18 protein-coding genes and 2 pseudogenes are annotated in these 23,649 nt (G+C 44.6%); 14 read left to right on the top strand and 6 right to left on the bottom strand.

Annotation, left to right across the window (positions count from 1 at the left end):
• The first annotated feature begins 127 nt into the window (after positions 1-127).
• Positions 128-3,577, top strand: a complete 3,450-nt coding sequence (locus tag ACE3MQ_RS00695) for a glycoside hydrolase family 2 TIM barrel-domain containing protein (RefSeq protein ID WP_379390677.1) — start codon at positions 128-130, stop codon at positions 3,575-3,577.
• A 320-nt stretch (positions 3,578-3,897) separates the two neighbouring features.
• On the opposite strand, the gene ACE3MQ_RS00700 is transcribed toward ACE3MQ_RS00695, so the two are convergent.
• Positions 3,898-4,371: a MarR family winged helix-turn-helix transcriptional regulator gene (locus ACE3MQ_RS00700; RefSeq protein WP_379390679.1), complete on the bottom strand. Its 474-nt coding sequence runs from the start codon at positions 4,369-4,371 to the stop codon at positions 3,898-3,900.
• Positions 4,372-4,525: 154 nt separating this feature from the next.
• On the opposite strand from ACE3MQ_RS00700, the gene ACE3MQ_RS00705 reads away from it, so the two are divergent.
• Both ACE3MQ_RS00705 and ACE3MQ_RS00710 read left to right on the top strand, forming a co-directional pair.
• Positions 4,526-5,911, top strand: coding sequence for an MFS transporter (locus tag ACE3MQ_RS00705; protein ID WP_379390681.1), 1,386 nt, complete (start codon positions 4,526-4,528; stop codon positions 5,909-5,911).
• Between the two features lie 36 nt (positions 5,912-5,947).
• Positions 5,948-6,565, top strand: a complete 618-nt coding sequence (locus ACE3MQ_RS00710; RefSeq protein ID WP_379389582.1) for a nitroreductase family protein — start codon at positions 5,948-5,950, stop codon at positions 6,563-6,565.
• A 31-nt stretch (positions 6,566-6,596) separates the two neighbouring features.
• Here ACE3MQ_RS00710 and cdaS read toward each other — a convergent pair whose 3' ends face one another.
• On the bottom strand, positions 6,597-7,214 hold the full coding sequence (cdaS, locus tag ACE3MQ_RS00715; RefSeq protein WP_379389584.1) for a sporulation-specific diadenylate cyclase CdaS: 618 nt from the start codon (positions 7,212-7,214) through the stop codon (positions 6,597-6,599).
• 339 nt (positions 7,215-7,553) lie between these two features.
• Between cdaS and ACE3MQ_RS00720 the strand changes: the two genes are divergently transcribed.
• Positions 7,554-8,888, top strand: coding sequence for a hemolysin family protein (locus ACE3MQ_RS00720; protein WP_379389587.1), 1,335 nt, complete (start codon positions 7,554-7,556; stop codon positions 8,886-8,888).
• 21 nt (positions 8,889-8,909) lie between these two features.
• On the opposite strand, the gene ACE3MQ_RS00725 is transcribed toward ACE3MQ_RS00720, so the two are convergent.
• From ACE3MQ_RS00725 to ACE3MQ_RS00735, 3 genes are all read right to left on the bottom strand, one after another.
• Positions 8,910-10,100, bottom strand: a complete 1,191-nt coding sequence (locus ACE3MQ_RS00725) for a M14 family metallopeptidase (RefSeq protein ID WP_379389589.1) — start codon at positions 10,098-10,100, stop codon at positions 8,910-8,912.
• 124 nt (positions 10,101-10,224) lie between these two features.
• Positions 10,225-11,319, bottom strand: coding sequence for a glycerol dehydrogenase (locus ACE3MQ_RS00730; RefSeq protein ID WP_379389591.1), 1,095 nt, complete (start codon positions 11,317-11,319; stop codon positions 10,225-10,227).
• 172 nt (positions 11,320-11,491) lie between these two features.
• A complete protein-coding gene (locus ACE3MQ_RS00735; protein ID WP_379390683.1) occupies positions 11,492-13,123 on the bottom strand; it encodes a catalase in 1,632 nt (543 codons plus the stop codon).
• 175 nt (positions 13,124-13,298) lie between these two features.
• Here ACE3MQ_RS00735 and ACE3MQ_RS00740 point away from each other — a divergent pair, with 175 nt between their 5' ends.
• Positions 13,299-14,117: a MerR family transcriptional regulator gene (locus tag ACE3MQ_RS00740; RefSeq protein ID WP_379389594.1), complete on the top strand. Its 819-nt coding sequence runs from the start codon at positions 13,299-13,301 to the stop codon at positions 14,115-14,117.
• A 10-nt stretch (positions 14,118-14,127) separates the two neighbouring features.
• Positions 14,128-15,150 carry a serine hydrolase domain-containing protein gene (locus tag ACE3MQ_RS00745; RefSeq protein ID WP_379389596.1) on the top strand — a complete coding sequence of 341 codons (1,023 nt, stop codon included), beginning with the start codon at positions 14,128-14,130 and terminating at the stop codon, positions 15,148-15,150.
• Between the two features lie 118 nt (positions 15,151-15,268).
• Here the strand turns inward: ACE3MQ_RS00745 and ACE3MQ_RS00750 are convergent, their stop codons facing one another.
• On the bottom strand, positions 15,269-16,024 hold the full coding sequence (locus ACE3MQ_RS00750; protein ID WP_379389598.1) for a YheC/YheD family protein: 756 nt from the start codon (positions 16,022-16,024) through the stop codon (positions 15,269-15,271).
• Positions 16,025-16,264: 240 nt separating this feature from the next.
• Here ACE3MQ_RS00750 and ACE3MQ_RS00755 point away from each other — a divergent pair, with 240 nt between their 5' ends.
• The 8 genes and pseudogenes from ACE3MQ_RS00755 to ACE3MQ_RS00790 all read left to right on the top strand — a co-directional run bounded on the left by ACE3MQ_RS00755 (position 16,265) and on the right by ACE3MQ_RS00790 (position 23,596).
• Positions 16,265-17,353 (top strand): glycosyltransferase family 4 protein, encoded by a 1,089-nt coding sequence (locus ACE3MQ_RS00755; protein WP_379389600.1) that lies wholly within the window; start codon positions 16,265-16,267, stop codon positions 17,351-17,353.
• Between the two features lie 313 nt (positions 17,354-17,666).
• Positions 17,667-18,731: pseudogene (locus ACE3MQ_RS00760) on the top strand (family 43 glycosylhydrolase); the annotation flags it as partial.
• A 1-nt stretch (position 18,732) separates the two neighbouring features.
• Positions 18,733-19,104, top strand: a pseudogene (locus ACE3MQ_RS00765) (ABC transporter substrate-binding protein); the annotation flags it as partial.
• Between the two features lie 295 nt (positions 19,105-19,399).
• On the top strand, positions 19,400-19,735 hold the full coding sequence (locus tag ACE3MQ_RS00770) for an antibiotic biosynthesis monooxygenase family protein (protein WP_379389602.1): 336 nt from the start codon (positions 19,400-19,402) through the stop codon (positions 19,733-19,735).
• 211 nt (positions 19,736-19,946) lie between these two features.
• A complete protein-coding gene (locus ACE3MQ_RS00775; protein WP_379389604.1) occupies positions 19,947-20,372 on the top strand; it encodes a MarR family winged helix-turn-helix transcriptional regulator in 426 nt (141 codons plus the stop codon).
• A 130-nt stretch (positions 20,373-20,502) separates the two neighbouring features.
• Positions 20,503-20,856 (top strand): carboxymuconolactone decarboxylase family protein, encoded by a 354-nt coding sequence (locus tag ACE3MQ_RS00780; RefSeq protein WP_379389607.1) that lies wholly within the window; start codon positions 20,503-20,505, stop codon positions 20,854-20,856.
• Between the two features lie 90 nt (positions 20,857-20,946).
• A complete protein-coding gene (gene lpdA / locus ACE3MQ_RS00785) occupies positions 20,947-22,641 on the top strand; it encodes a dihydrolipoyl dehydrogenase (protein WP_379389609.1) in 1,695 nt (564 codons plus the stop codon).
• Entirely contained in the window at positions 22,634-23,596 is a 963-nt protein-coding gene (locus ACE3MQ_RS00790) for a lipoate--protein ligase (RefSeq protein ID WP_379389612.1), read from the top strand. Before lpdA ends, ACE3MQ_RS00790 begins: the two co-directional genes overlap by 8 nt.
• Positions 23,597-23,649 lie beyond the last annotated feature (53 nt).

The following is a 23,649-nucleotide window of genomic DNA, read 5'->3' on the forward strand; positions in this document are numbered from 1 at the left end:
CTTTGAAAAACTTAGAACCCTTTCAAATCGCCCTTGCCACGTAGAGAAACGTGCTATAGTAGGGGGAAAAGAATACGATGCAATACAATCGTTTATTAATTTTATGAAGAAAGCGAGCATGCCGACCATGAATAAGAAGACACTTTTTAATGATGGATGGGAGTTTGCAAAAAGCGGCCTCCAGACGACGGAATATGCAGGTCTCTCATTTGAGCCTGTTGACATTCCCCATGATTGGCTGATCTATAATACACTGGATCTCTATGAGGACAGCATTGGCTGGTATCGCAAAAAATTTAGATATACCGAGGATGATAAACAGCTTCTGCTATGCTTTGATGGAATCTATATGGATTCTTCCGTATATGTCAACGGTCAATTTGCAGGCGAGTGGAAGTACGGGTATTCCTCTTTTGAGCTTGAGATTACGGATGCCATCACCGAGGGAGAAAATGAAATCCTGGTAAAGGTCGTGCATCAAAGCCCCAACAGCAGATGGTATTCGGGGGCCGGCATTTATCGGAATGTTTGGTTAAAAGAGAGGACTAGCAATTATATCGTAACGGATGGCGTTTATATTTCGACGAAGCAATTGGATCAGGGCTGGGAGGTCGAGGTCGACACCGAGCTGAGCTTGCATGAGGATGTATATGTCTCGCATATGCTCCTGGATCAAGGACGAGTCATCGCCAAAATGACAGACAAAATGACCGCAGGTGCCGAGCCTGTCATCATAAATCGGCAAAAGCTGATGGTTCAGCAGCCCAAGCTGTGGAGCCCGGATGAGCCTTATCTTTACCAGCTCATCACCCGATTGCGTCCGGCCGTAGCAAATCAGAAAGAAAATCCGCAGGGTGGTACTGAGCAGGAGATTGAAACCGTTTCCCATTCTATCGGATTTCGAAGCATCGAGCTTGACCCTGCCCAAGGATTCTTTCTCAATGGAGAAAAGATGAAATTGAATGGGGTTTGCGAGCATCATGATTTGGGAGCCTTGGGAGCCGCGTTTAATAAAGCCGCTCTGCGGAGAAGGTTTGTCATCTTAAAGGAAATGGGCGCAAACGCGATACGTACCGCCCATAACATGCCTGCCAAAGAGCTGATGGATTTGGCGGACGAGATGGGAATGCTCGTCGTTTCGGAAGCTTTTGACATGTGGGAAAGATCGAAGACTACATATGATTATGCCCGGTTCTTCAAAGAATGGGCCCATCGGGACGTCAAGAGCTGGGTTATGCGGGATCGAAACCACCCAAGCCTGCTGATGTGGAGCATTGGCAATGAAATTTATGATACGCATGCGGATGAGAGAGGGCAGGAAATCACAAGAATGCTGATGGATGCCGTCCTGCAATATGATCCGAAACAAAATGCGAGAGTTACGATCGGCTCGAACTACATGCCTTGGGAGAACGCGCAGCAGTGTGCCGATATCGTCAAGGTCGCGGGATATAATTATGCGGAAAAATATTATGAGCAGCATCATCGGGAGCATCCGGATTGGATCATCTATGGCAGTGAGACGGCTTCCGTTGTGCAAAGCCGGGGCATTTATCATTTCCCGTTCGAGAAGTCCATTCTTGCCGATGATGACGAGCAGTGCTCCGCCCTTGGCAACAGCTCCACGAGCTGGGGCGCAAAGTCTGCGGAGGCATGCATTCTGGCCGAAAGGGACACGCCTTTCTCGCTGGGGCAATTTATATGGACCGGATTTGACTATATTGGGGAACCTACACCGTATCATACAAAGAATTCGTATTTTGGACAGATTGACACGGCTACATTTCCAAAGGATTCATACTATATTTATCAATCGGCCTGGACCGATTACAGAACCCAGCCCATGGTGCATATTCTGCCTTACTGGGATTTCAATCCCGGTCAAATGATCGACGTTCGGGTCTGCTCGAATGCGCCGAAAATCGAACTGCAATTCAATGGCGAAACGGTAGGTATTCATGACATTGATCATGAGCATGGAACCGAGCTAGTAGGCTGGTGGAAAATTCCTTATGCGCCAGGTGAGCTGAAAGCGATCGCCTATGATGAGACAGGCCGGATTATTGCAACAGATGTTAAAGCCTCCTTTGGAGATGCCAAGAAAATTAAGCTAAATGCGGATAAAGATCAGCTTCTGGCCAATGGCACGGATCTTATTTTCGTAGAAATCATGATGGAAGACGAAAACGGCCATATTGTAGAAAATGCCAATAACAGGGTACATGTCGAGGTAACAGGAGCCGGGAGGCTGCTCGGCCTCGATAATGGGGACAGCACGGATTACGACCCGTACAAAGGTAGGAGCAGAAGGCTATTCAGCGGTAAGCTGATGGCCATCATCGGAGCTGCCTTGGAGCCTGGAGAGATTCGGATTAAGGTGACCTCCCAGGGATTAGAAACCGGAGTAGAGCAATTCGAATCTCTCCCCGCCAAGGACGGCATAATCGCTGGAATTTCTGCGCGGGCGGAGAATGAAGAGCTGCCTTGCATGATGGGGAACGAGGAAGAGGTTCCGCTGCGCAAGATCGAATTGATTAGTGAGGCCGGACAGCAATTTGATCCCTTGAGACAGGAAATGGTGGTAAGAGCCAAATTACATCCGCCAGCTGCTTCATACCAGGAAGTCGAATGGGCCGTCGTGAACGATGCAGGAATCGAATCGAATATTGCCAAGGTAGAAGCGAATGGTCATGAAGCGAAGATCACCGCTCTAGGAGATGGAGAATTCAGGCTGCGGTGCATGAGCAAGAATGGTACAGATAAAATCAAGCAGATATCCCAATTGGAGTTTACGGCGACTGGTTTGGGGTCTGCCTATAAAGATCCATATAAATTTATTTCAGCAGGACTGTACGATTATAGCAAAGGCGACGTTGGCAACGGGAACGAAAGAGGCGTAGCAACAAGCAGGGACGGCGAAACCCAGGTCGGATTCCGCGATATTGATTTTGGGCCTTATGGCTCCGATACGATCACGATCCCCGTCTTTGCCCTATCCAGCGAAGAATATCCTTTGGAAATTTGGGAGGGCATGCCGGGTGAGGAAGGCAGTTCGCCGCTGGCCAGTGTCATCTATCAGAAGGAGTCCCAGTGGAATGTGTACCAAGCTGAAACGTATCGCTTGTCCAAAACGCTCCGCGGCGTGACATCGATTTGTTTCGTCCTGCGGCAGAAGGTGCATATCAAAGGTTTTTCTTTTGTGCCGAAAAACAGAGCCTTTGAGCAGAACAGTGCCGCCCAAAGCGACCGCATATACGGGGACACATATTCCATTACGGATAACAGTGTTGAAGGAATCGGCAATAACGTTTCCTTGGTTTTTGAGCAAATGGACTTTACGGGTGAAGGTGCTGCGAAGCTTGTCATCTACGGATGCTCACCGATCGATAAGAATACGATTCATATCCGGTTTGCCTCTCAGGATGGCGAAAGCAACCAGCTTGTCGAGTTTACGCAGTCCGACGGATATGAAGAGCGAGTATTCGATCTCGATAAAATCACGGGAATGCAGAAGGTAACGTTCATCTTTTTGCCGGGAAGTAATTTCGATTTTGGTTGGTTCCGTTTTGAGAGGTAAGTGAAAGACAGGCTGTAACATTTCTCCAGAAACGTCATCAAGTTAGTTTTTCATAGTAGAAAGAGGGTAACCCCTGTAATTTGGTGGGCTATCCTCTTTTTTGTGTTTATTCATTTTGACGATCCATCTGGTTGTTTTATAAGGAGAAGCCGGTAAATATGTGACGTACCATTACTCCATGACAGCTGTTATTGACAAGCAAGAATATTATAAGTATCCTCATAATGAGGAACCTCAGTATTTGATGGGATTATAGCATTACTCATGAAAAAGGCAGCATAGACTACGGATGCATTTGTTGCCAAGGGTTATATTCATGATTAGTCGAGGTCGTCTACGCAAGGGCCAGAAAGATCTTTGTCATTAATAAGATGCAATAACAACTCCATCAGTTCTTTGCGTTGCTCAGCAGTCAGGTTTTGAATTAGTTGCTCTGCGATTATCGCTTGTTGTTCAAGGGCTTTATTGAGATGAGATTGTGCCAACTCTGTAAGTTGAATAAGTGTTGCCCTCCGGTCAGTGGGATCAGGGATTCTGATAAGAAGACCATCTTTTTCAAGCGCGTCGACAAAGTCAGTTACGGTTCGAGCTTGAATATCCAGTTTAGACGCCAATTCGCTCATCCGGATTCTTCCTGCCTCCGATACTGTGGACAGCATGCGTAAGCGAGGGCCTGATATTTTGAAGGGAAGGTCGATGGATGAAATTTGCGTCTTGAAATCTCTTTGAATCGTGTGGGTCGTTCTAATTAATAAATGAATGATGTCAATGGCTATAGGATCATTCGTATTTATGGACAACTGTATCGTCTCCCTTAGCATGTAATTCTATATTAGCCGTTCTTATGATTCATATATTATAACCCGTTTAGCTTGTTAAAGTCACTTTCTCTAAAGTGTGCATTACGCTATATTATTTTTTATCATTTCATTGGAGGGAAGTATGATGATGCATGATGCAGCTGACAAAAAAGCTGACAAGCTAATGCGAGTTCTCGTCTTCGCATTGATATTCTCGGTCATGAATGGGACGATGTTTAATGTTGCCTTGCCAATGATCGGAAAAGAGTTCGAACTGATCCCATCTCAGGTAAGTTGGGTTATGACGAGCTATATGGTTCTATATGCCATCGGATCGGTCGTGTTCGGGAAACTTGCGGACAGGTATAAGCTAAAGGATTTGCTGACATTTGGGCTGTTGCTCTTTGCCGTCGGATCAATCATTGGCGCGTTTGCATCCGAATATTGGATGATTGTTCTTGGACGTATATTGCAGGCTGCCGGGGCAGCCGTTTTACCAGCAACGGCGATGATTATTCCCATTCGCTATTTTGCTCCCGAAAAGCGGGGAAGAGCGCTTGGAACGTCGGCGATTGGATTAGCTCTTGGAGGTGCGTTAGGACCTGTTGTCGCCGGGATGATCTCAAGCTTTGGCAGTTGGAGGTGGTTATTCTTATTTTCATTGATATCCTTGATCACGCTTCCGTTTTTCCGCAAATATTTGGACGATGATCAGGGGGAAGCCGGACACATCGATTTCCTGGGCGGAGGACTATTGGCAGGGACAGTTACCTTTTTCCTATTAGCTATCACGCAAAGCCAATGGCTGCTATTTGTTATCGGGGCTATCTTATTTATTTTATTTGTGTTCAGAATACGAAAAGCTTCGCATCCGTTCATTCAACCAACTATTTTTGCGAATAAAAATTTCTCAATCGGACTGTTCATTGCATTTATAACGACTTCAATGAATTTCGCGCTCACGTTCATGACTCCACAATATTTGGCAGCTCTAAACGATCTTTCTCCAGGAAACATCGGATTCGTATTATTTCCGGCAGCCGTCGTTTCCGCCATGTTAGGTCGTTTGGGCGGGAAAATGGCCGACGAGCGCGGCAACGTATTTCTAATGTCCGCTGCATCTTTTTTGCTGTTAATCTGCTATGCATTGCTTTCGAGCTTTGTTGGCGCGACGCCTTACATGATTGCAGTTATTTTAATTGCCGGGAATGTCGGTCAAACCTTCATGCAGATTACAATGTCAAATACGATTTCCCGAACGCTCGCTAAAGAACAGGTCGGTGTTGGCATGGGGCTGTTTTCAATGTTGAATTTTATTTCAGGTGCAATATCAATGAGCATCATAGGCAAGATGCTGGATCAGCAGCAGACAACACTTCGCTTTAATCCATTTGTAGCAAATGAAAATGCCTATGTGTACAGTAACATTTTTATCGTCATGTGCTTGATGGTAGTGACTATGTATTGGCTATACCGTCTTCAGTTCGGAAGCGCTAAGCCCAAGCTTGGAGATATTTTGCAAGACAAAAGTTGAGGAATACAATTTTAATAATCGAACGGAGGAAGTGCTGTGAAGTTCACCGAATTAATTGACCAGCGTCGTTCTGCTAATAATTTCATAGAGGGTGTTCAAATAACGGAAAAGGATTTAGATCCTATTTTTAGAGATGTCATGCTTGCCCCGTCTTCTTTTAATTTGCAACCCAGCGAGTACATCGTCGTGATGGATGATGAAATGAAGGAAAAAATTCGCGAGGCGGCTTACAACCAATATAAAGTGCATACTGCTTCAGCGGTAATCATCGTAACGGCGGATCGCCAAGCGTACGAGCAAACGGAAAGACTTCATCAAGGGATGCTGGCTTTGGGAATATTGAAGGATTTTGAAGTTCAGGATATCATCGAAGAAAATAAACTGTTTTATGAGAGTCGAGGAGAGCAATTTAAAAAAGAAGATGCGGTTCGCAATGGCTCCTTGTCGGCTATGTTCTTCATGCTGGCAGCCAAAAACCATGGATGGGATACTTGTCCAATGATTGGGTTTGACCAAGAAAAAGTACGGGAATTATTAAAAATCCCGTATACGCATGAAATCGTATTAATGATTACGATCGGGAAAGAAAAGAAAGAAAGCCGGAGGTTAAGGGGATATCGTAAACCGGTTGGCGAGTTTGTCTCGTATTTATAATCGAAATAGGCTGTTCATTCAAGGGAACGCTTTAAGAGCTATCTAGATTAATTGGATGCAAGGCGCCACTAATGGCAAAAGATGCTTGCCCTGTTTCTTCAGAAACGACAAGAACTATAGCATCGCATCGTTCGGACAACCCGATTGCCGCTCGGTGCCTCGTCCCCAATTTTCTGTTCGTTACGTTGATATTGGACAGGGGAAGAACGTTAGCGGCAGACACAACCGTTTCGGAGCGAACCCAAACAGCGCCGTCGTGCAGCGGATTTCCCGGAAAAAATATCGATTCGATCAAGGAATGGGACAGCGTCCCCCCAATCGGAATGTTGGATCGAATGAGCGATTCAAGGGGATCCTTTCGTTCAACAACGATTAGCGCGCCATGCTTGCGTTCGGATAAATTCTGTACGCCAATCGTCAAATCCTCATATTTAGACGTATATGGAGATAAATAGCATTTTAAATAAAAGGATGCCGCCGTCGTTACGATGTCGGTCATTATGTTTCGCATACTTTCGAATTCTTGTACGAGACAGACATTCTCGTTGTTCAATAGTTCGATATTATGTCGCGCTAATGAAGATATTTCTTTGAGGCGTTGCTCTAAATGCTCTTTTAATGAGGAAGAATTGCAATTACGATCGATCATATTCTGAACCTCGATTCTAGATATAACTATGTTTTAAGTTTGTCCAGAAAGGGATCGTATCATCCGTATTTAATAAATAAGCCGGATCATTAGTTAGTTGACAGCTGCCAGAATAATTGATAATGTCGGACAAATCCGTGAGCTGGATGACTGCTCCATATTATTAGTAAATAGTAGTACAAGCTTACGCGGCGAGCTGCCTGATCTTCAGGGGGCTCGCCGCTTTCGTTTTCGCTGCCGTAAATTTTTAATGATTGTTTTTTTATTACTAAGTTATACTGTTAATTAGGGCAGGTTTAAAAAACACTGTTCATTTTTATCACTGGGAGGCTGTTTAACTTGGCGTTTGAAATCATCGTTTTGATCGTTTTGATAATGATCAATGCATTTTTTGCCGCATCCGAAATCTCCTTAATTTCAGTTAATGATAACAAAATTAGATTGATGGCCAAGCAGGGTAACCGGAAAGCGGCCATTATTCATAAATTGGTTTCCGAGCCCAGTGGATTTTTGGCAACCATTCAAATTGGGATTACACTGGCCGGCTTTTTAGCCAGTGCTTTTGCAGCTGACAGCTTTTCCAGCGTTCTGGTAGATTATCTGCTCTCGGTGGGAGTAACGATATCCCCAGCTTTGCTTGATACATTGTCCGTCATCGCGATTACGCTAATTTTGTCTTACTTCACATTGGTATTTGGCGAGCTCGTGCCCAAGCGGCTGGCCATGAAGAAGCCCGAGCCGATTGCCATGATCGCAGCCATTCCTCTCCATGCATTGTCTATTGCTGCATCCCCTTTTGTGAAGCTGCTGACGGCGTCTACAAATTTGACGGTTCGATTGTTTGGCGTAGACCCTAATGCGGAGGATGAAGAGGCCTCGGAAGAGGAAATACGTATGCTGGTGGATGCCGGTTTGGAGAGAGGAACGATTCAGCAAAGTGAACGGACGATCATCCATAATCTTTTTGATTTTGACGATAAAACAGCCTCCGAGCTCATGACACACCGCGTGGATATGATTGCGATTCATGCCGGTATTACACGGGATGAAATCATCAATATGGCAGCTTCAGAGCGCTTCAGCAGATTTCCTGTCTATGAAGAAGGTCTCGATAATATCATCGGGATCCTGCATGTCAAGGATCTCATCAGATATTTAGTATCTAGTCCTGAGGAAGTATGGGATATCAAATCCATTCTCCGAACCCCGTATTTCGTAACAGAGTCCAAGAAAGGCGATGAGCTTCTAGAGGAGCTTCAGCAGAACCGGGAGCATATGGCGGTAGTCGTCGATGAATACGGCGGTACAGCCGGCATCGTCACGCTTGAAGATTTGATCGAAGACATCGTGGGACAGATCTATGATGAGTATGATGAAGAGGAAGCCGAATATGAGCAGGTGGATGAGAGAACCTATATTTTCTTAGGCACTTGTCATCTGGATGAAGTAAACGATATTTTATCCACGAACCTCCCTGAGGACAATTATGACACCTTAAGCGGTTTTGTCATCGGAACACTGGGACGTATTCCAACCAAGCAGGAACAGCCTGCATTCGAATTTAACGGATACCTATATAAAGTAGCGGAAGTAGGCAAGCGGCGTATTCATAAAATAATTGTAACGAAAAATGTGGATGAACAACGAAATGAAGGTACAGGTAACCCAGGGTAAATTAGCTGCTTTGGCGATCCATCATAAATACAAGCTGGCGAGAAGGATTCCCAGGCTTTCTTCATAGATCTCGTCGAATTGTCCAATGGGTAGCGGGTTTACGCCCCTCCCAAGTTCAACCGTAAATCCCGGGCGTCGCCAGTCTTGTATGAACCAGTCTTTATAGCCCGCATAACTTTCTATCGTCTGTACAGGTTCGTAGCCGCTTACTCGGGCAAACTCATTGACCATTGTCTCTGAAATAGGCGGCTCCAAGTTCTGGAAGCCCCAGTAAATGACTTTGCCTTGGGTATGGAAAGCAAGCACATGCGCAAAATCACTTTGCCGCGTCAATTCAGCCATAGCGATGGCTTCCGGTTCGGTCAGCGGAGCCGTGCCGGGATAATCCCGCGGGCCTCGTTCCTTAGGATTTCTGGCAGCTTCAAGTTCCCAAAGTGCGGGGAACTGGTCGTTCAAATCGACGCCGCGAATATTTGCTTTCCATCCCTGAAAGTCAGTGCTGCCGCGATTGTAGGACAATACATTGCTGCGGAAAGGCTCCTCTCCTGGAAGGCCGTTAATGACAAGATCGACCCCGTCAGGATTGACCATTGAACCGATAGATAAGGTAACCGCCTCATAATAAGGATACATATAGAGACCACGAATTCCGATACCGTTCGTCAATGCAAGTGCATATTCATTTAAAAATTTGATTAATACCGGGGTTGTAATCCACTCATTGGCATGAAAGGAGCCGTTTACGTGAACATTCCTGCTTCCTCGTCCGATTCTGATTTCCGGGATCGGTTGGCTCATGACGGAAGCTCCAATGCTGCGCCATCGAAGAAAGGGATAAATTTCGATGAGCCGATTGAGGTCGGAGAGAAGTGCCTGCGAATCGTAAGGCTTCTTCACGTCAACGACGAACCAGGTGACTCTGAGCGGAAGCCGAAGCTGCTGGCCAACAACTAAATTGTTCGGATCTACCGATTGATTAAGCAGCAGAAGCGCATCGAGAGGGAACCCCCGTTCCCTGGACAGCCTCCAGATTGAGTCCCCAGGCTTCACTTGATAATCGATGAACACAAAACCAGGAATATCAACTTCCTGGCCAGAATAAATATTTGCGGCATCTAGCCCTGGGTTTGAATCCATGATAAGAGCTAGAGGCATATTAAAAAGCTGGCCGTAATACCACAACGTATCCCCTGATCGAACTCGTACCTGCATAATGGTACCCTCCTGACAACGATTCATCTTTAACATCTTATGAAGTAAAGGAACCGTTCCATGCTTGATCTATGTATTTTTGCATATTACAAAGCCCACCGGTGTCCGGTGGGCTGGCTGCTTCTCAATTCTGTTTGCTCAGGACATCTACAGCGAGCAAGGCGTTAGCTACTTGCTCGGCCGTTATCTCATTGGACAGGTTAGCCATCGTTTCGTTCGGTTGGGTGGCGGCTGCGCCGACCTTCAGTAAGTCCTCATAGGCAGCATTCTCCAGGTGCAGCTCCTCCAAGGTTGTTGGAAGTCCCAGTTCGCGGTAAAAGTTGATGTACTTGAGGATTTCTTCCTCAGGATGGAGTTCAAGTACCAACTGGACAAGTGTCCCGTAAGCTACCTTCTCACCATGAGTCAAATGATGAATTTCGCCAGACAAAACCGTCATTCCGTTGTGAATGGCATGTGCGCCCGCCAAGCCGCCGCTTTCGAAACCAAGACCTGATAGAAGAGTGTTAGCTTCGACAACCGCCTCAACATGCCGGGTGACCAGCCCTTTTTTTACAGCTTTATAGGCGGGAATTCCGTATTGGAATAGTGTCTCTTCGCAGGCCTTCGCAATCGCTTGGGCAGCAATGCTTGGTTTGCCTCCCGACATAGCGCTGCCGCGGTTTCTCACCGTAGCTCGAACTTCCACCCATGTTGCCATTGCGTCGGCGATGCCGGAAGCAAATAATCGGGCTGGAGCTTTTGCTACAACGGTGGTATCCACCAGCACCAGATCGGGGTTTTTGTTGTAAAACCTATACGATTCGAATACACCCTCGTCACTATAAATGACGGATAAAGCGCTTGTTGGAGCATCGGTCGATGCCGTGGTTGGAACGATGACCACCTTCGACTTAAGCTCGTCTGCCACCGCCTTGGCGGTATCCAGTGTTTTACCTCCGCCGACGCCAATTACAAAATCAACGGATTGCGACTGTCCTTCTTGGGCAATCCGTCTTACTTCATTAACAGAAGCCTCGCCCTTAAATAATACAAATTGAAAATCAACCTTCTCCGACGATAAGCTTTCGCTAATCGTTTCCTTCGTTATGTTCCAAACAACTTCATCAGCGAGGACAAGGGGCTTGCGTCCCAACTCCTTGATATGCTTTCCAATTTCCTGCAAGGCCCCCTGACCTTGAATGTATTTGTTAGGCGAAATAAACACAATGTTTGCCATAGTTATCTCCTCCTGGAGCAGCTTCATATCATACCCTAATTAATATGAACAAATTACCACAAAGATATGTAGTTATAAGTATTTGATTCAAACTCTATACAGATGTGAAACGAGGAGCAAAAAAAGGCTGCAGCGGTCGGTTTTCCCTGACGCTTAAGCAGCCTTTACATCTTTAATATGGATCAGCTTCGTGGCTTTTCTTCACAGCCTCTTTTGTGGCTTCGTTCGCGGCTAATGAACCTTGGCCGAATTTCGAATTGCCTGCTTCACGCCCCGGAACGTTGTGATCCTTTTTCATGTTTTGAATTTCTTCCATCACTTTTTCGATACCTTCCTTCACACGACGGCCGTACTCTTCATCGGCTTGGGTAAAGTGTTGGATCATGGCCTCCTGAATTCGTTTGTCACATACCGCAAGCGCTTCGGACAGGTTCTTGATCAGTTCCTCGCGCTCCCAGTCTTCAAAGCTCCGGTATGTATCGCCCGCTTGCCCGTAGTTGTTGGGACGATCGATTGGCGCACTCATTGCTGCCGCATTATACATCGGGCGATGCTGCGGACGATCTTCCTTGTTTGCTTCCTGATATCCGCCAATCATTGATGGTTCATAATTGATATGCGGGTTCTCACCAGACTCTTTAGGGTCACGGATATCCATTTGGCCTCGCTGCTGGTTCGTGCGAACAGGTACCTTCGGAGCGTTTACAGGCAATTTCAAATAGTTCGCACCTACACGATAGCGCTGCGTATCGGAGTAAGAAAAGGTACGGCCTTGCAGCATTTTATCGTCAGAGAAATCCATCCCATCAACCAGTACCCCCGTACCAAAGGCGGCTTGCTCAATTTCCGCATGGAAATCGACCGGATTGCGATCCAGAACCATTCGGCCCAGCGGCAGCCATGGGAACTTATCCTCCGGCCAAAGCTTCGTATCATCGAGCGGATCAAAATCCAGTTCTGGATGATAATCATCCTCCATGATTTGCACAAAAAGCTCCCATTCCGGAAAATCACCGCGCTCAATCGCTTCAAATAAATCTTGTGTGGCATGACCGACGTTCTTCGCTTGGATCGCGTTGGCCTCTTCTTGCGTCAAGTTGCGAATCCCTTGCTTCGGCTCCCAGTGATATTTCACTAGCACAGCCTCGCCTTTGTCGTTGACCCATTTGTAGGTATTTACGCCAGAACCCTGCATATGGCGGTATGTCGCTGGAATCCCCCATGGAGAGAACAGGAAGGTAATCATATGCGTTGCTTCAGGCGAACGGGAAACGAAATCAAACATTCGCTGAGGATGCGGCACGTTGGAAACGGGATCCGCTTTAAACGCGTGAATCATATCGGGGAACTTCATCGCGTCTCGAATGAAGAATATTTTCAGGTTATTTCCAACGAGATCCCAGTTGCCGTCTTCGGTATACATTTTCACAGCAAAGCCACGCGGATCGCGTGCGGTTTCCGGCGAATCCTTTGCTCCCGCCACTGTGGAGAAACGAACCATTAGCGGTGTTCTTTTTCCGGCTTCGGCGAAAACCTTTGCGCGAGTGTACTTCTCTACCGGTTCATCTCCGACTTTTCCGTAGGTTTCAAAATACCCGAATGCTCCGGTTCCGCGAGCATGTACTACACGCTCCGGCACCTCTTCACGGTCAAAATGGGAAATCTTTTCGATAAAATGGTAATTCTCGAGTGTAGCTGGACCGCGGTTACCAATCGTGCGAATATTTTGGTTATCTTTCACAGGATGGCCTTGGCGCGTTGTCAATGTCTCGCGCTTCACGTCGTGTTCGTTTGAAGTATTCATTTCATTATTCGCTCCCAAAATGAAACCCTCCTTAAAATGATTACTTTCATCTTAACCCGACTCCAAAAAATGTATTCGGATGATTGATCTATGGGATTGCGGTTGACTTTGCCCTTAGGGTAAGGTGTATGGTTGGATTGATCAAAGTATTAATATGCGGAATGGAGGTGACCTCTTGTTATCGATTGGAGAATTCTCAAAGATATGCGGAGTATCTGCGAAAACGCTTCGGTATTATGATGAAATCGGATTAATTCATCCTGATGAAATAAATTATGATAACGGTTATAGGTATTATTCCATCGGGCAATTAAAAAAGATGCTCTTTATCAGCCGTTTGAAAGCTTATCATTTTTCACTGGAGGAAATTAAATCCATTCTGGAATTGGAGAAAGATCGGTCAGAAGAGAAGCTTTACTCTATTTTTAATCGCAAAAGAAAGGAAATACAGGAAAAGCTACATGCTTTAGAATATACCCTTACACAAATAAGCAGTGACCTTGTATTTTTAGAGAAAGGCATACCTATTATGTCGTACCTTGACCATATCGAGGTGGAGCTTGTGGAAACCCCGCCTATGAATATCCTTTATATACGTCAGATGATGAGTGGCGATGATTATGCTTTAGGATATGGACAGTATTTTAGCAGGCTGTACGAGAAGATTGCTGCTGAAAAGCTTACCTTGCTTGGCACGCCAATGACTTTCTATCACAGCGCTGAGTACAATCCTGCCGGCAATGATACGGAGTTTGCCATTCCGATCAAGGAGACTGTTGAGGGAACGAGAGTTTTATCTGGCGGCTTTTGCGCCAGGTCTGTGGTAAAGGGATCATATTCGGAATTGACTTCGGTTTATGCGAAGCTAAGAGAATGGGTAGAGATGGAAGGCTATGAAATGGTGAAAGCCCCCTATGAAGTATATGTAACCGACCCCGATCAAGCTGCTGTTCCTGAGGGAATTGTTACCGAGGTATATTTTCCTGTAAAGTGAGGTGCATATCATGCGAAGAAACTACTGGCCAACTGCAGAATGGAAGGCTGTAGACCCGGCAACCCTGAGCATCGACTCAGCAAGGCTGTCAGAACTTGAACCTAGGATCATATCAGAGTATAGCAATATAAACGGTATTGTTATTGTGCGCAAAGGATATATTGCTTATGAAAAATATTATCATGGCTACGGCCCGAAGGATACGCACCATGTGGCATCTGTCACGAAAAGCATTCTATCAGCACTTATCGGGATCGCTATAGATGCAGGATATATGAAAAGCGTAGACCAGAAGGTACTGGATTTTTTCCCCGAATATGTTCCGGATGCTGACGACAGGCAGAAACGAGAAATCACCATTCGACATCTGCTTACTATGACGGCTCCTTATCCATTTGAGGACTGGCATGAACCGCTGGACAAGATGTGTATGCAGCCTGATTGGGTAAAGTATACGCTGGATATGCTAGGCCAAAAAGGAAGCATTGGAGCCTTTAAGTATTCGACCGCAGGGGCGCATCTGCTTTCCGCGATCCTCACTCGCAGCACAGGAAAAAGTGCCCGTGAGTTTGCCAACGAGCACTTATTCCAGCCCATCGGCATGAAAGAAATCCCGGATTTTGAAATGAAATCATTTGGGTTTGAGGATTTGTTCGGGAAAAATGTGAAGGGATGGGTGCATGACCCTAGCAATTACTCCACTGGAGGCTGGGGACTAACGTTAAGTCCGCGCGACATGGCACGTTTTGGTCTACTATATCTGAACCGTGGCTTTTGGCATAATAAACAATTGATTTCGGAGGCATGGATTCTCGAATCAATAGTGATGAACCCCAATAAATATGGGTACCTATGGTGGTTGCGCGAAGAGGACGGAATATTTGCATACTCAGCTCTAGGCGATGGCGGTAATGTCATTTGCTGCATTCCAGAAAAAGACCTGGTCATCGCCATTGCTTCAGAATTCATCATGAATCCTCATGATCGGTGGACACTGATTAAGGAATGCATACTCCCGGCTGTAAAAGACTAAATATTTTATGAGGAGTATTTCGACTGTAACTATGATGAAAATACAGAGGGCCGCAATTTAGCGGCCTTTTTTTTTATGATGAACAGGAAATTGCTGATTATAAAAGCCAAGTTATTTACTACTTCACTGCTGTCTTTCTATAACGAATGACTTTCTTGTACATCGATTTATCCTTTAATTGGTTGAATATATATGGATCCGGATTCGTGTTCACTTCAATAATCCACGGTGTCCAAGAATGATCGAGTCCAATATCCAATCCAATTTGCTTGAAGCCAGGATATTTTTTATGCAGGCATTTTGCCGTGGTTACACCCAACTCTTTCAGGGTATGAATCACTTTTTGAATTTCGCTATTTGAGGTGTGGGCGGCAAGAAGAGGCTTTACATCCATCGGCTTGCCCCCACTGTGATAATTCGTCACGATCTTTTCAGGATGAGCCACTCTCCCGATGAGGCCTGTCGTTTCCCATTCTCCTTTGGGGTTCAGTTGTACCATAACCCGTATATCAAAACGCCGCTTATTATATTTCAATAAATGAATACCCTTCTGAATAAGATAGCTCTTCTTTTTTGTAATGTTCTGTATGGAGCTGAGAAATGATTCATAATCCCCAAAAGTTTTCTCTGTCGTACCCATTTGGTACGTATATTTACCGGATTTCAGAAGTTGTGCACGTATAACTCCTTTGCCAAAGCTTCCTTTCTCTGGCTTAACGTAAACCATGCTATAAAGATCCAGCATCTTCCTCAGGGTAGAATTACTGAACTTACGGGTGTCAGGAATAAAAGGGCGAACCTCAATTCTCTCAAGAAGTACTTTTGTTTTAATCCATTTGCTCATCACTACACTGCGAAGTTTCTTTTCGCTCAATCCTTTGACCCTCCCGACCTATCTTGATGTTGCGTAATGTTTTCGATTTTATATTGTATGCTCATTTCTCTTTGCCTGAGCAGGGAAACCGTCCATTTTATAAACAAATAGACTATTGGTACATCTATCTACAAAAAAAGGCTGATAACAAGGTGAATAAGACTATACCCAACTCAAAAGATCGAATAAGTATAGTTAGTATTCAAGCGGAATTCGTACCCTGAGAGGGAGAGAAGAACAATGAATATCTTAATTGTTGCCCCTGAGCAAATTCCTGTTCCTGGGAATGGATCGGTAGAAATATGTATTCTCGCGATTGCCAAACAGCTTTCAAGAAAACATAAAGTGACTGTCGTAAGCAGAGCTTCAAAGGGGCTTCCCGTTCAAAGCAATGAGAGCGGTGTGAACATTGTCAGAGTTCGATCCGGCAATTCAAAGGTATATATTGCCTCTGTTCTTCGTTTTATTCAGGGGAAGACATATGACGTCATTCAGGTTGACAATCGTCCTCATTACATGTCACTAATCCAAAAGGCCTTTCCCAAAATGAAGGTAACGCTATTCCTGCATTCACTCACGTTTGTACCGGCTACCAGCCATGTTGCAAATAGCTTGAGGCATGCCCAATTCATCATTGCAAACAGCAGCTCGTTGAAACAAAGATTAATAAGCCGTTTTCCGGATCAGGCAGGAAAAATTCGAACTGTTGAACTTGGGGTAGATACTACCAGATTTCACCCGGCAACGGAGGCTGAACGGTTACGGTATCGGAAAAAGTATGGTATAGGTGACAAATATACCGTCTTGTTTGTTGGTCGAGTTATTGCGCGCAAGGGTGTCCCAGTATTGCTTAGAGCCGTTAGCCTTGCCAGGAAAGAGGTTCCAATACAATTGGTCGTTGCAGGGAGGGGGAGCAGTTCGTATTTGAAGAAGTTACGAGCTCTAGCATCTAAATTGAACGTCCCCGTAAAGTGGGTCGGTAAACAGAAACATTCAGATATTCATAAGATATACCAGATCGCGGATTGTTTTGTTTGCCCGTCCCAAAAGCATGAGGCCTTTGGACTTGTAAATGTTGAGGCAATGGCTTCCGCATTGCCTGTTATTGCTTCGAAAATTGGCGGCATCCCTGAAATTGTGAAACACGGGAGCAATGGTTTTTTAATTGACGAGTATCAGCAAGCTGAACGCTTTGCAGAATATTTGATCAGACTGGGAAAAAATAAAGAGCTTGGGCGCAATATGGGGGCGAAGGGAAGAAGCAGCATAATTCAGAATTTTACATGGAGGCAAACGGCAGATAGACTATCTTCGTTATATCAATCATAGAGAGTGGGATTGTTGGTATCGCAAGCAGCTTCAGTAAGAATAAGCGGAAAAGGCAGCCAATGCAGGGTTATTGGATGCCTTTTTTCGTTAGTTTTTATTTCCGAATCACCCTTCAAACCGATAGGAGTTCGCTACAATATGTTGATCATATCGTTAAGTCTATTTCATGCTATTCGTATGACTTGAAAATCAAGGTTAAACTCCGATTTGTGAACTAAAATGATCAATGAAGCCTGACATGGTCTGTCTAATGGATGCCAGATCGAGAATTAGGAGTATTGCAAAATTTTGAAGGAGTAGGAGTGTAGCTTAGATGCAGTATACCAACCCTGTAATCCCCGGCTTTTATCCCGACCCCAGCATTTGCCGTGTGGGCGACGACTACTATTTGGTCACCAGCTCGTTTGAATATTTTCCCGGTGTTCCTATTTTTCATAGCAAAGATCTAGTAAATTGGCAGCAAATCGGCCATTGCCTAACGACAGAAGAGCAGTTGCCCCTTGCTAATGCATGGAGTTCAGGCGGAATCTACGCACCGACGATACGCTATCATGACGGTTGGTTCTATTTGACGACGACTAACCTTGGCGGAATCGGAAATTTCTACGTGAAAAGTACGCAGCCATCCGGATTGTGGTCTGATCCAATACCGGTGGCGCAGAACGGCATAGACCCTTCACTGTTCTTTGATGACGACGGCCATGTCTACTTTCAGTCCACCCGAACAGGCGATCAGGGGGACGGGATTTACCAATGCGAAATTGATATTGAAACCGGAAAAATGCTGACGGAAAGCCGTCTCATTTGGAGAGGGACAGGTGGGGCGTATCCAGAAGCTCCTCATCTTTATAAGATCAATGGCTATTATTATTTAATGATCGCCGAAGGTGGAACCGAATACGGCCATATGGTAACGATCGCCAGAAGCATGGATCCGTATGGGCCCTATGAATCATGTCCCCATAATCCCATTCTTTCGAACAGAAGCATGAAGAGCAGCATACATGCGACGGGACATGCGGATCTGGTGCAGATTCAAGATGGCAGCTGGTGGGCTGTTTGTTTAGGCATTAGGCCCGTCTCATATCCTATGAAACACTATCTTGGGCGAGAGGTTTTCCTTGCGCCCGTGAATTGGACGGACGATGGGTGGCCAATTATTGGCAATGACGGCCGGGTGGAGCCCGTCACGGACGCGCCGCCGCTGCCAGAAAGCCGCTGGCCGGATAAGCCGATTCGAGATGACTTTAAACATTCACTGCTAGGCTTTGACTAGACGTTTTTGCGAAATCCGCAGCCGGAAAGCTGGTCATTACAGGAACGATCAGGATATCTTACACTGTGGGGAAACAAAGCAACTTTGAATGATACAGCGTCTCACAACCAACTTTCCTGAACAAATCATCGCCAGCTACTCGGAAACCGAGAAGGAAACATTGGCCGCGTATAACGCCACCACCTGGAAGGATCTTTTCCCAAGCGAAGATGAGTTTCCAGTCAAAGAGTGGGGAGCTCTGTACAATATGCAGGTACCGACGGACGGAGACTATCAAATTATTTACAATAAAACGTAGGATATCGTTCGCAAGCGAATTCCAGAAGCGGTACTGGCCAAGCCAGGTGATTTCGAAAAAATCTATGACGATTTTATCGCCGAATTGAATCAAGTGGGCGCCGAAAAGATGGAAAAAGAATATACCGAGCTTGTTAAAGAAAGAGTAACTCTATTTACAGGTAAAGAGATCGATTAAGCTCTAGTGATTCAGCAGCTTCATATGAACAAGAATACTGTAAGTAACATGCCGAGATCCGGCTCTAAAGCAGCGGGTCTCCATTTTTTTTGCAAAAGGCTATGTTAAATTATATTGTTAATATTTGATGATTAAGAACGTTTGTTCTATAATAGAGTAGCTGCATAAGTAACGATCAAATCTGTGTCATGGTTGCCTGCAACCGTCAGAAGATGACTTTCTCTGGCGTAATTGGTCGTTAATAGCAGGAAGGCTTAGAGTGGCTTTGCAAATAATTATAAAATGGAGGATTTATATGAGCGGTATTGCCCAAACACCACAGCCACCTTACTATGCGGTAATCTTCACTTCTGAACGAACAGAAGGAGATAATGGTTATGCTGAAATGGCAGATGAAATGGTGAAGCTTGCATCCATCCAACCTGGATTTTTGGGAGTAGAAAGTGTGCGTGAAGGTTTAGGCATCACTGTGTCTTATTGGGATTCTCTCGAAGCTATACAAAAATGGAAACAAAACGAGAGACATCTAATTGCACAACGTAAAGGAATGTCAGAATGGTATCTCAAATACAAAACGAGAGTTTGCAAGGTCGAACGAGATTACGGATATGAAGCAGCAAGTTCGAATTGAATTTTTGTTGTAGTGAAAATTTAGCCGCCTTTTTATTCTTGTGCGGTTTTATTTTTGCTAAAAATCAACAATAAGATTAAACGTAGCCTTGCAAAAAAACAGCAGTTAGACGACAAAAGTACTGGAGTAAATGATTACTATGATATGTTATAGTTTAGAATGAACGTACGAAGATTACTTTATCTGAAAACAATAAGGAAGGGATCCCATCGTGTTTAATCTTAACGATTGTATCGGATTCATTACAAATACAGCCTCCAAAAAAATCGTCGACGCATTTAATGCGCGATTAAGAGAAAATAATGTTACTAGAGTGAAATGGATTGCTCTTTTTTTTATTGGCGAGGAAAAAAATATCTCTCAGAAAGAATTAGCCTTCAAGATGAATGCCAACGAATCTTCCATCGCCAGACTTATGGAGCGGATGGAAAGGGACGATTTATGCGTTAGAACTAGAGATACAGCGGATCGCAGAATTATAAGAATTAACCTGACAGCAAAGGGAGAGCAATTAAGGACAGAGCTCCTGCCATTAGGAGAAAATTTTCATGAGGATGCGACGAAAGACATTTCCTCAAAAGACTTGGAAATTTTCAAGAATGTACTGGAAAAAATGGTATCAAATTTAACGAAATAATGAAGGAAAAAGCAGCTTTGAGTTATTTGCTTGATTATTTTTTCTAAAATACTTTACATAGCAACCAATGCAGTGTAAAGTATTAATTAGATAACAAGTGAATAAATTCACAAATGAGGAGCTGGTAAGAATGAAGAAGGATGTTAGACAAATGCTGAATGACTTTATGGGTGGCTTGCAAGAATTGTCCGGAACGAATCCGGAGAGCGTAAATGCATTTATGAATTTGCTTGGCACCAGCTATGCGGAGGGTGCTCTCGATACGAAAACGAAAGAGTTAATCAGCATAGGGATTGCCGCGTACAACCGCTGCGAATACTGTATCGTTTTTCATGTATACAAAGCTTTGGAAGCAGGGGCTACCCGAGAACAGATCATAGAGGCGGCTATGGTTGCCGTAGCATTCGGCGGCGGGCCAAGCATGGCTTATTCTGTAACTTTACTCAAAGATTCCATTGACGAGTTTGAAAAGGACTTTAAATGAGCTTAATCACGGCAACCTCCTGACAAGGGCAGGGGGTTGCTATTTTTCACAACTAATGCATCACATCACGTATAATCGGAGGCAATCATCATGATCATTAAGCTGGAGAAACTAACAGGGCATGACAAGAAGACGAAAATCGGAAAGCTCAATGTTGCCGAAGGAGATCAGGTAGAAGTTGGTCAAGCATTACTTCAGATGGAGAGCAAAAAAGGAAATTCTCCATTATTATCCAAATACAAATGTAGAATAGATAAAGTGCTGGTCGAGGAAGGGCAGGAAATTGAAATCGGGGAAAGCCTGTTTGAGGTGACTTCCGAAGAATCCGTACCCGCCAAGCCGAAATTGGATTATTTTGGCGGGCTGCTGCAGGGTAAAAAGGAAGAGCTGGCGACTGAATTATTAATTATCGGTGCCGGCCCTGGAGGCTATGTAGCTGCTCTTTATGCAGCAAAGAAAGGAATCCAAACCGTTCTTGTGGAGAAGGATAACATGGGCGGAACATGCCTTAATGTAGGCTGTATCCCTACGAAGGCTTTAATCAAATCCTCCGAGGTTTTCCATCAAATGATGCATGCCGATGATTTCGGACTAGCCGTCAAAGAACTTGAATTGGATATGGCAAAAGTGATTGATAAAAAAGATGAAATCAAAGGTACTTTGGTATCAGGTATTGAATATCTTCTGAGCAAAAATAACATCAGAGTCATAAAGGGAACGGCTTCCTTTGTTAACGACAGTCAGGTGCTCGTCAAGAACGGGAAAGATGAATACACCATAGATGCAAAAAACACTTTAATTGCGACAGGCTCAAAGATTTCGGATATTCATCTTCCGGGCATAGATCATGATTTTGTTATGAACAGTACGTCTGCTCTTGCATACAGGGAGAACATTAGCTCAGTTACAATTATCGGTGGCGGCGTGATCGGAATGGAGTTTGCCTTCCTATATTCCAATTTCGGAGTTCAGGTTCATGTGTTGGAATTCTGCGACAGGCTGCTGACTATGGTAGATAAAGATGTTTCAGAAGAGATTTCCAATATTGCTGTTGAACGAGGGATAGGTGTTTATACAGGAGCCAAGGTTACAAGAATTGAGAAGGATCAAACAGGAAGAGCTGTCGTTATTTTTGAAAAGGATGGCGCCGAAAAGTTTATTACGAGCGAAAAGGTATTGGTGGCCATTGGCAGAACGCCGAATATTGATGGGTTGGATATTGAGAATACGGGAATTAAGCTCAATGACAATGGAAAAGGCATCGCTGTAGATGAACATTTGAAAACTTCGGTCGATCATATTTATGCGATCGGTGACGTAACCAATCGCATCCAACTCGCCCATGTGGCTTCGCATGAAGGAATAGCAGCGGTCGATCATATGTTGGGTGTGGACGGACATGTTGATTATGATTTGGTGCCTAATGTCATCTTTACATCGCCCGAAATAGCTGAAGTTGGATTAAACGAAGACCAGGCTAAGCTGATGGGTAAAAACATTCAGGTGAGTAAATTCCCTTTTCAGGCCAATGGAAAGGCATTAACGATGAGAGAAGCAAGGGGATTCATCAAATTGGTTAAAGATCTGGACAGCGGCAATCTGATTGGTGCCTCAATCCTAGGTCCCGAAGCTTCTGCCTTGATTAGTACTTTAACGGTGATGATTAATTCCAATATAAGCGAAAGCGAAATTGCGCATACCATTTTTGCTCATCCAACGACGGGAGAAGTTATTCATGAAGCTATACTGGGTCTGAGCATAGGAGCTTTGCATTTCGATGAATAGGATTGTTATTTCAAGCGAGCACGATCCTTATTATAATTTGGCACTGGAAGAAGATTTGCTAAAACAGGTTCAACAGGATGAGGTAATCCTGTATATTTGGCAAAATGAAAAAACCGTCGTGATTGGCAGAAATCAAAATCCCTATCTTGAATGTGATGTTTCGCAATTGAGTTCGAATGGGGTGCGCTTGGCCAGGCGGATTTCAGGTGGGGGCGCAGTCTACCACGACTTAGGTAATGTGAATTTCACCTTCATTTATAAAGAGAGCAATAAGGATCTAGAAAAGCAGCTAAATGTAATAAAAAAAGCAGTTGAAGCCTTTGATGTTGCGGTTGAACTGTCCGGCAGAAACGATTTGACGATACAGGGCCAAAAATTTTCCGGGCATGCTTTCTACGCGGAGGACGGCAATGAATTTCATCATGGGACTTTAATGGTCGATGTAGATGTGAACCAATTAGCTAAAGTGCTGAAGCCTTCCAAGTTAAAGATGGAAGCGAAAGGAATTACTTCGGTAAAAAGCAGAGTCATTAATTTGAAAACACTCAAACCTTCTTTTTCAGTGGGCAAATTGATCGACTCGCTTATGTACTATTTTGAAGAAGACTATGGAGGGACTAGCAAGCCGCTAGAGTATAATAGCCAATGTTACAAACCTAAAAATTTGCAAAAGTACAAAGATCCCGGATGGATATATGGGGAGTGTCCGAAGTACGATGTCATGCTCGAAAGAAAAGCATCTCTTGGCATTGTTCAGGCTCTTCTAAGTGTTGAGAATGGTAAGATCAAAAAATTAAAAATCTATACCGACAGTCTTAGCATTGTTCATAATGAACAAATCGAACAGCAATTTATTGGCATGGAATTTGATCAGATCCGTGAAGATAAGCTATGGGATACAATCGAAGCGAATGTAAAGCTTTCTTCCCATCGAATAGGAACAGTTAGTGGATAAGAAATGAACTCGACAAGATAACATCTGGCACGCAGCGTCCGGTATTCGGGCGC

It is taken from the genome of Paenibacillus lentus, from assembly GCF_042714055.1.
GTDB lineage: Bacteria > Bacillota > Bacilli > Paenibacillales > Paenibacillaceae > Fontibacillus > Fontibacillus lentus_A.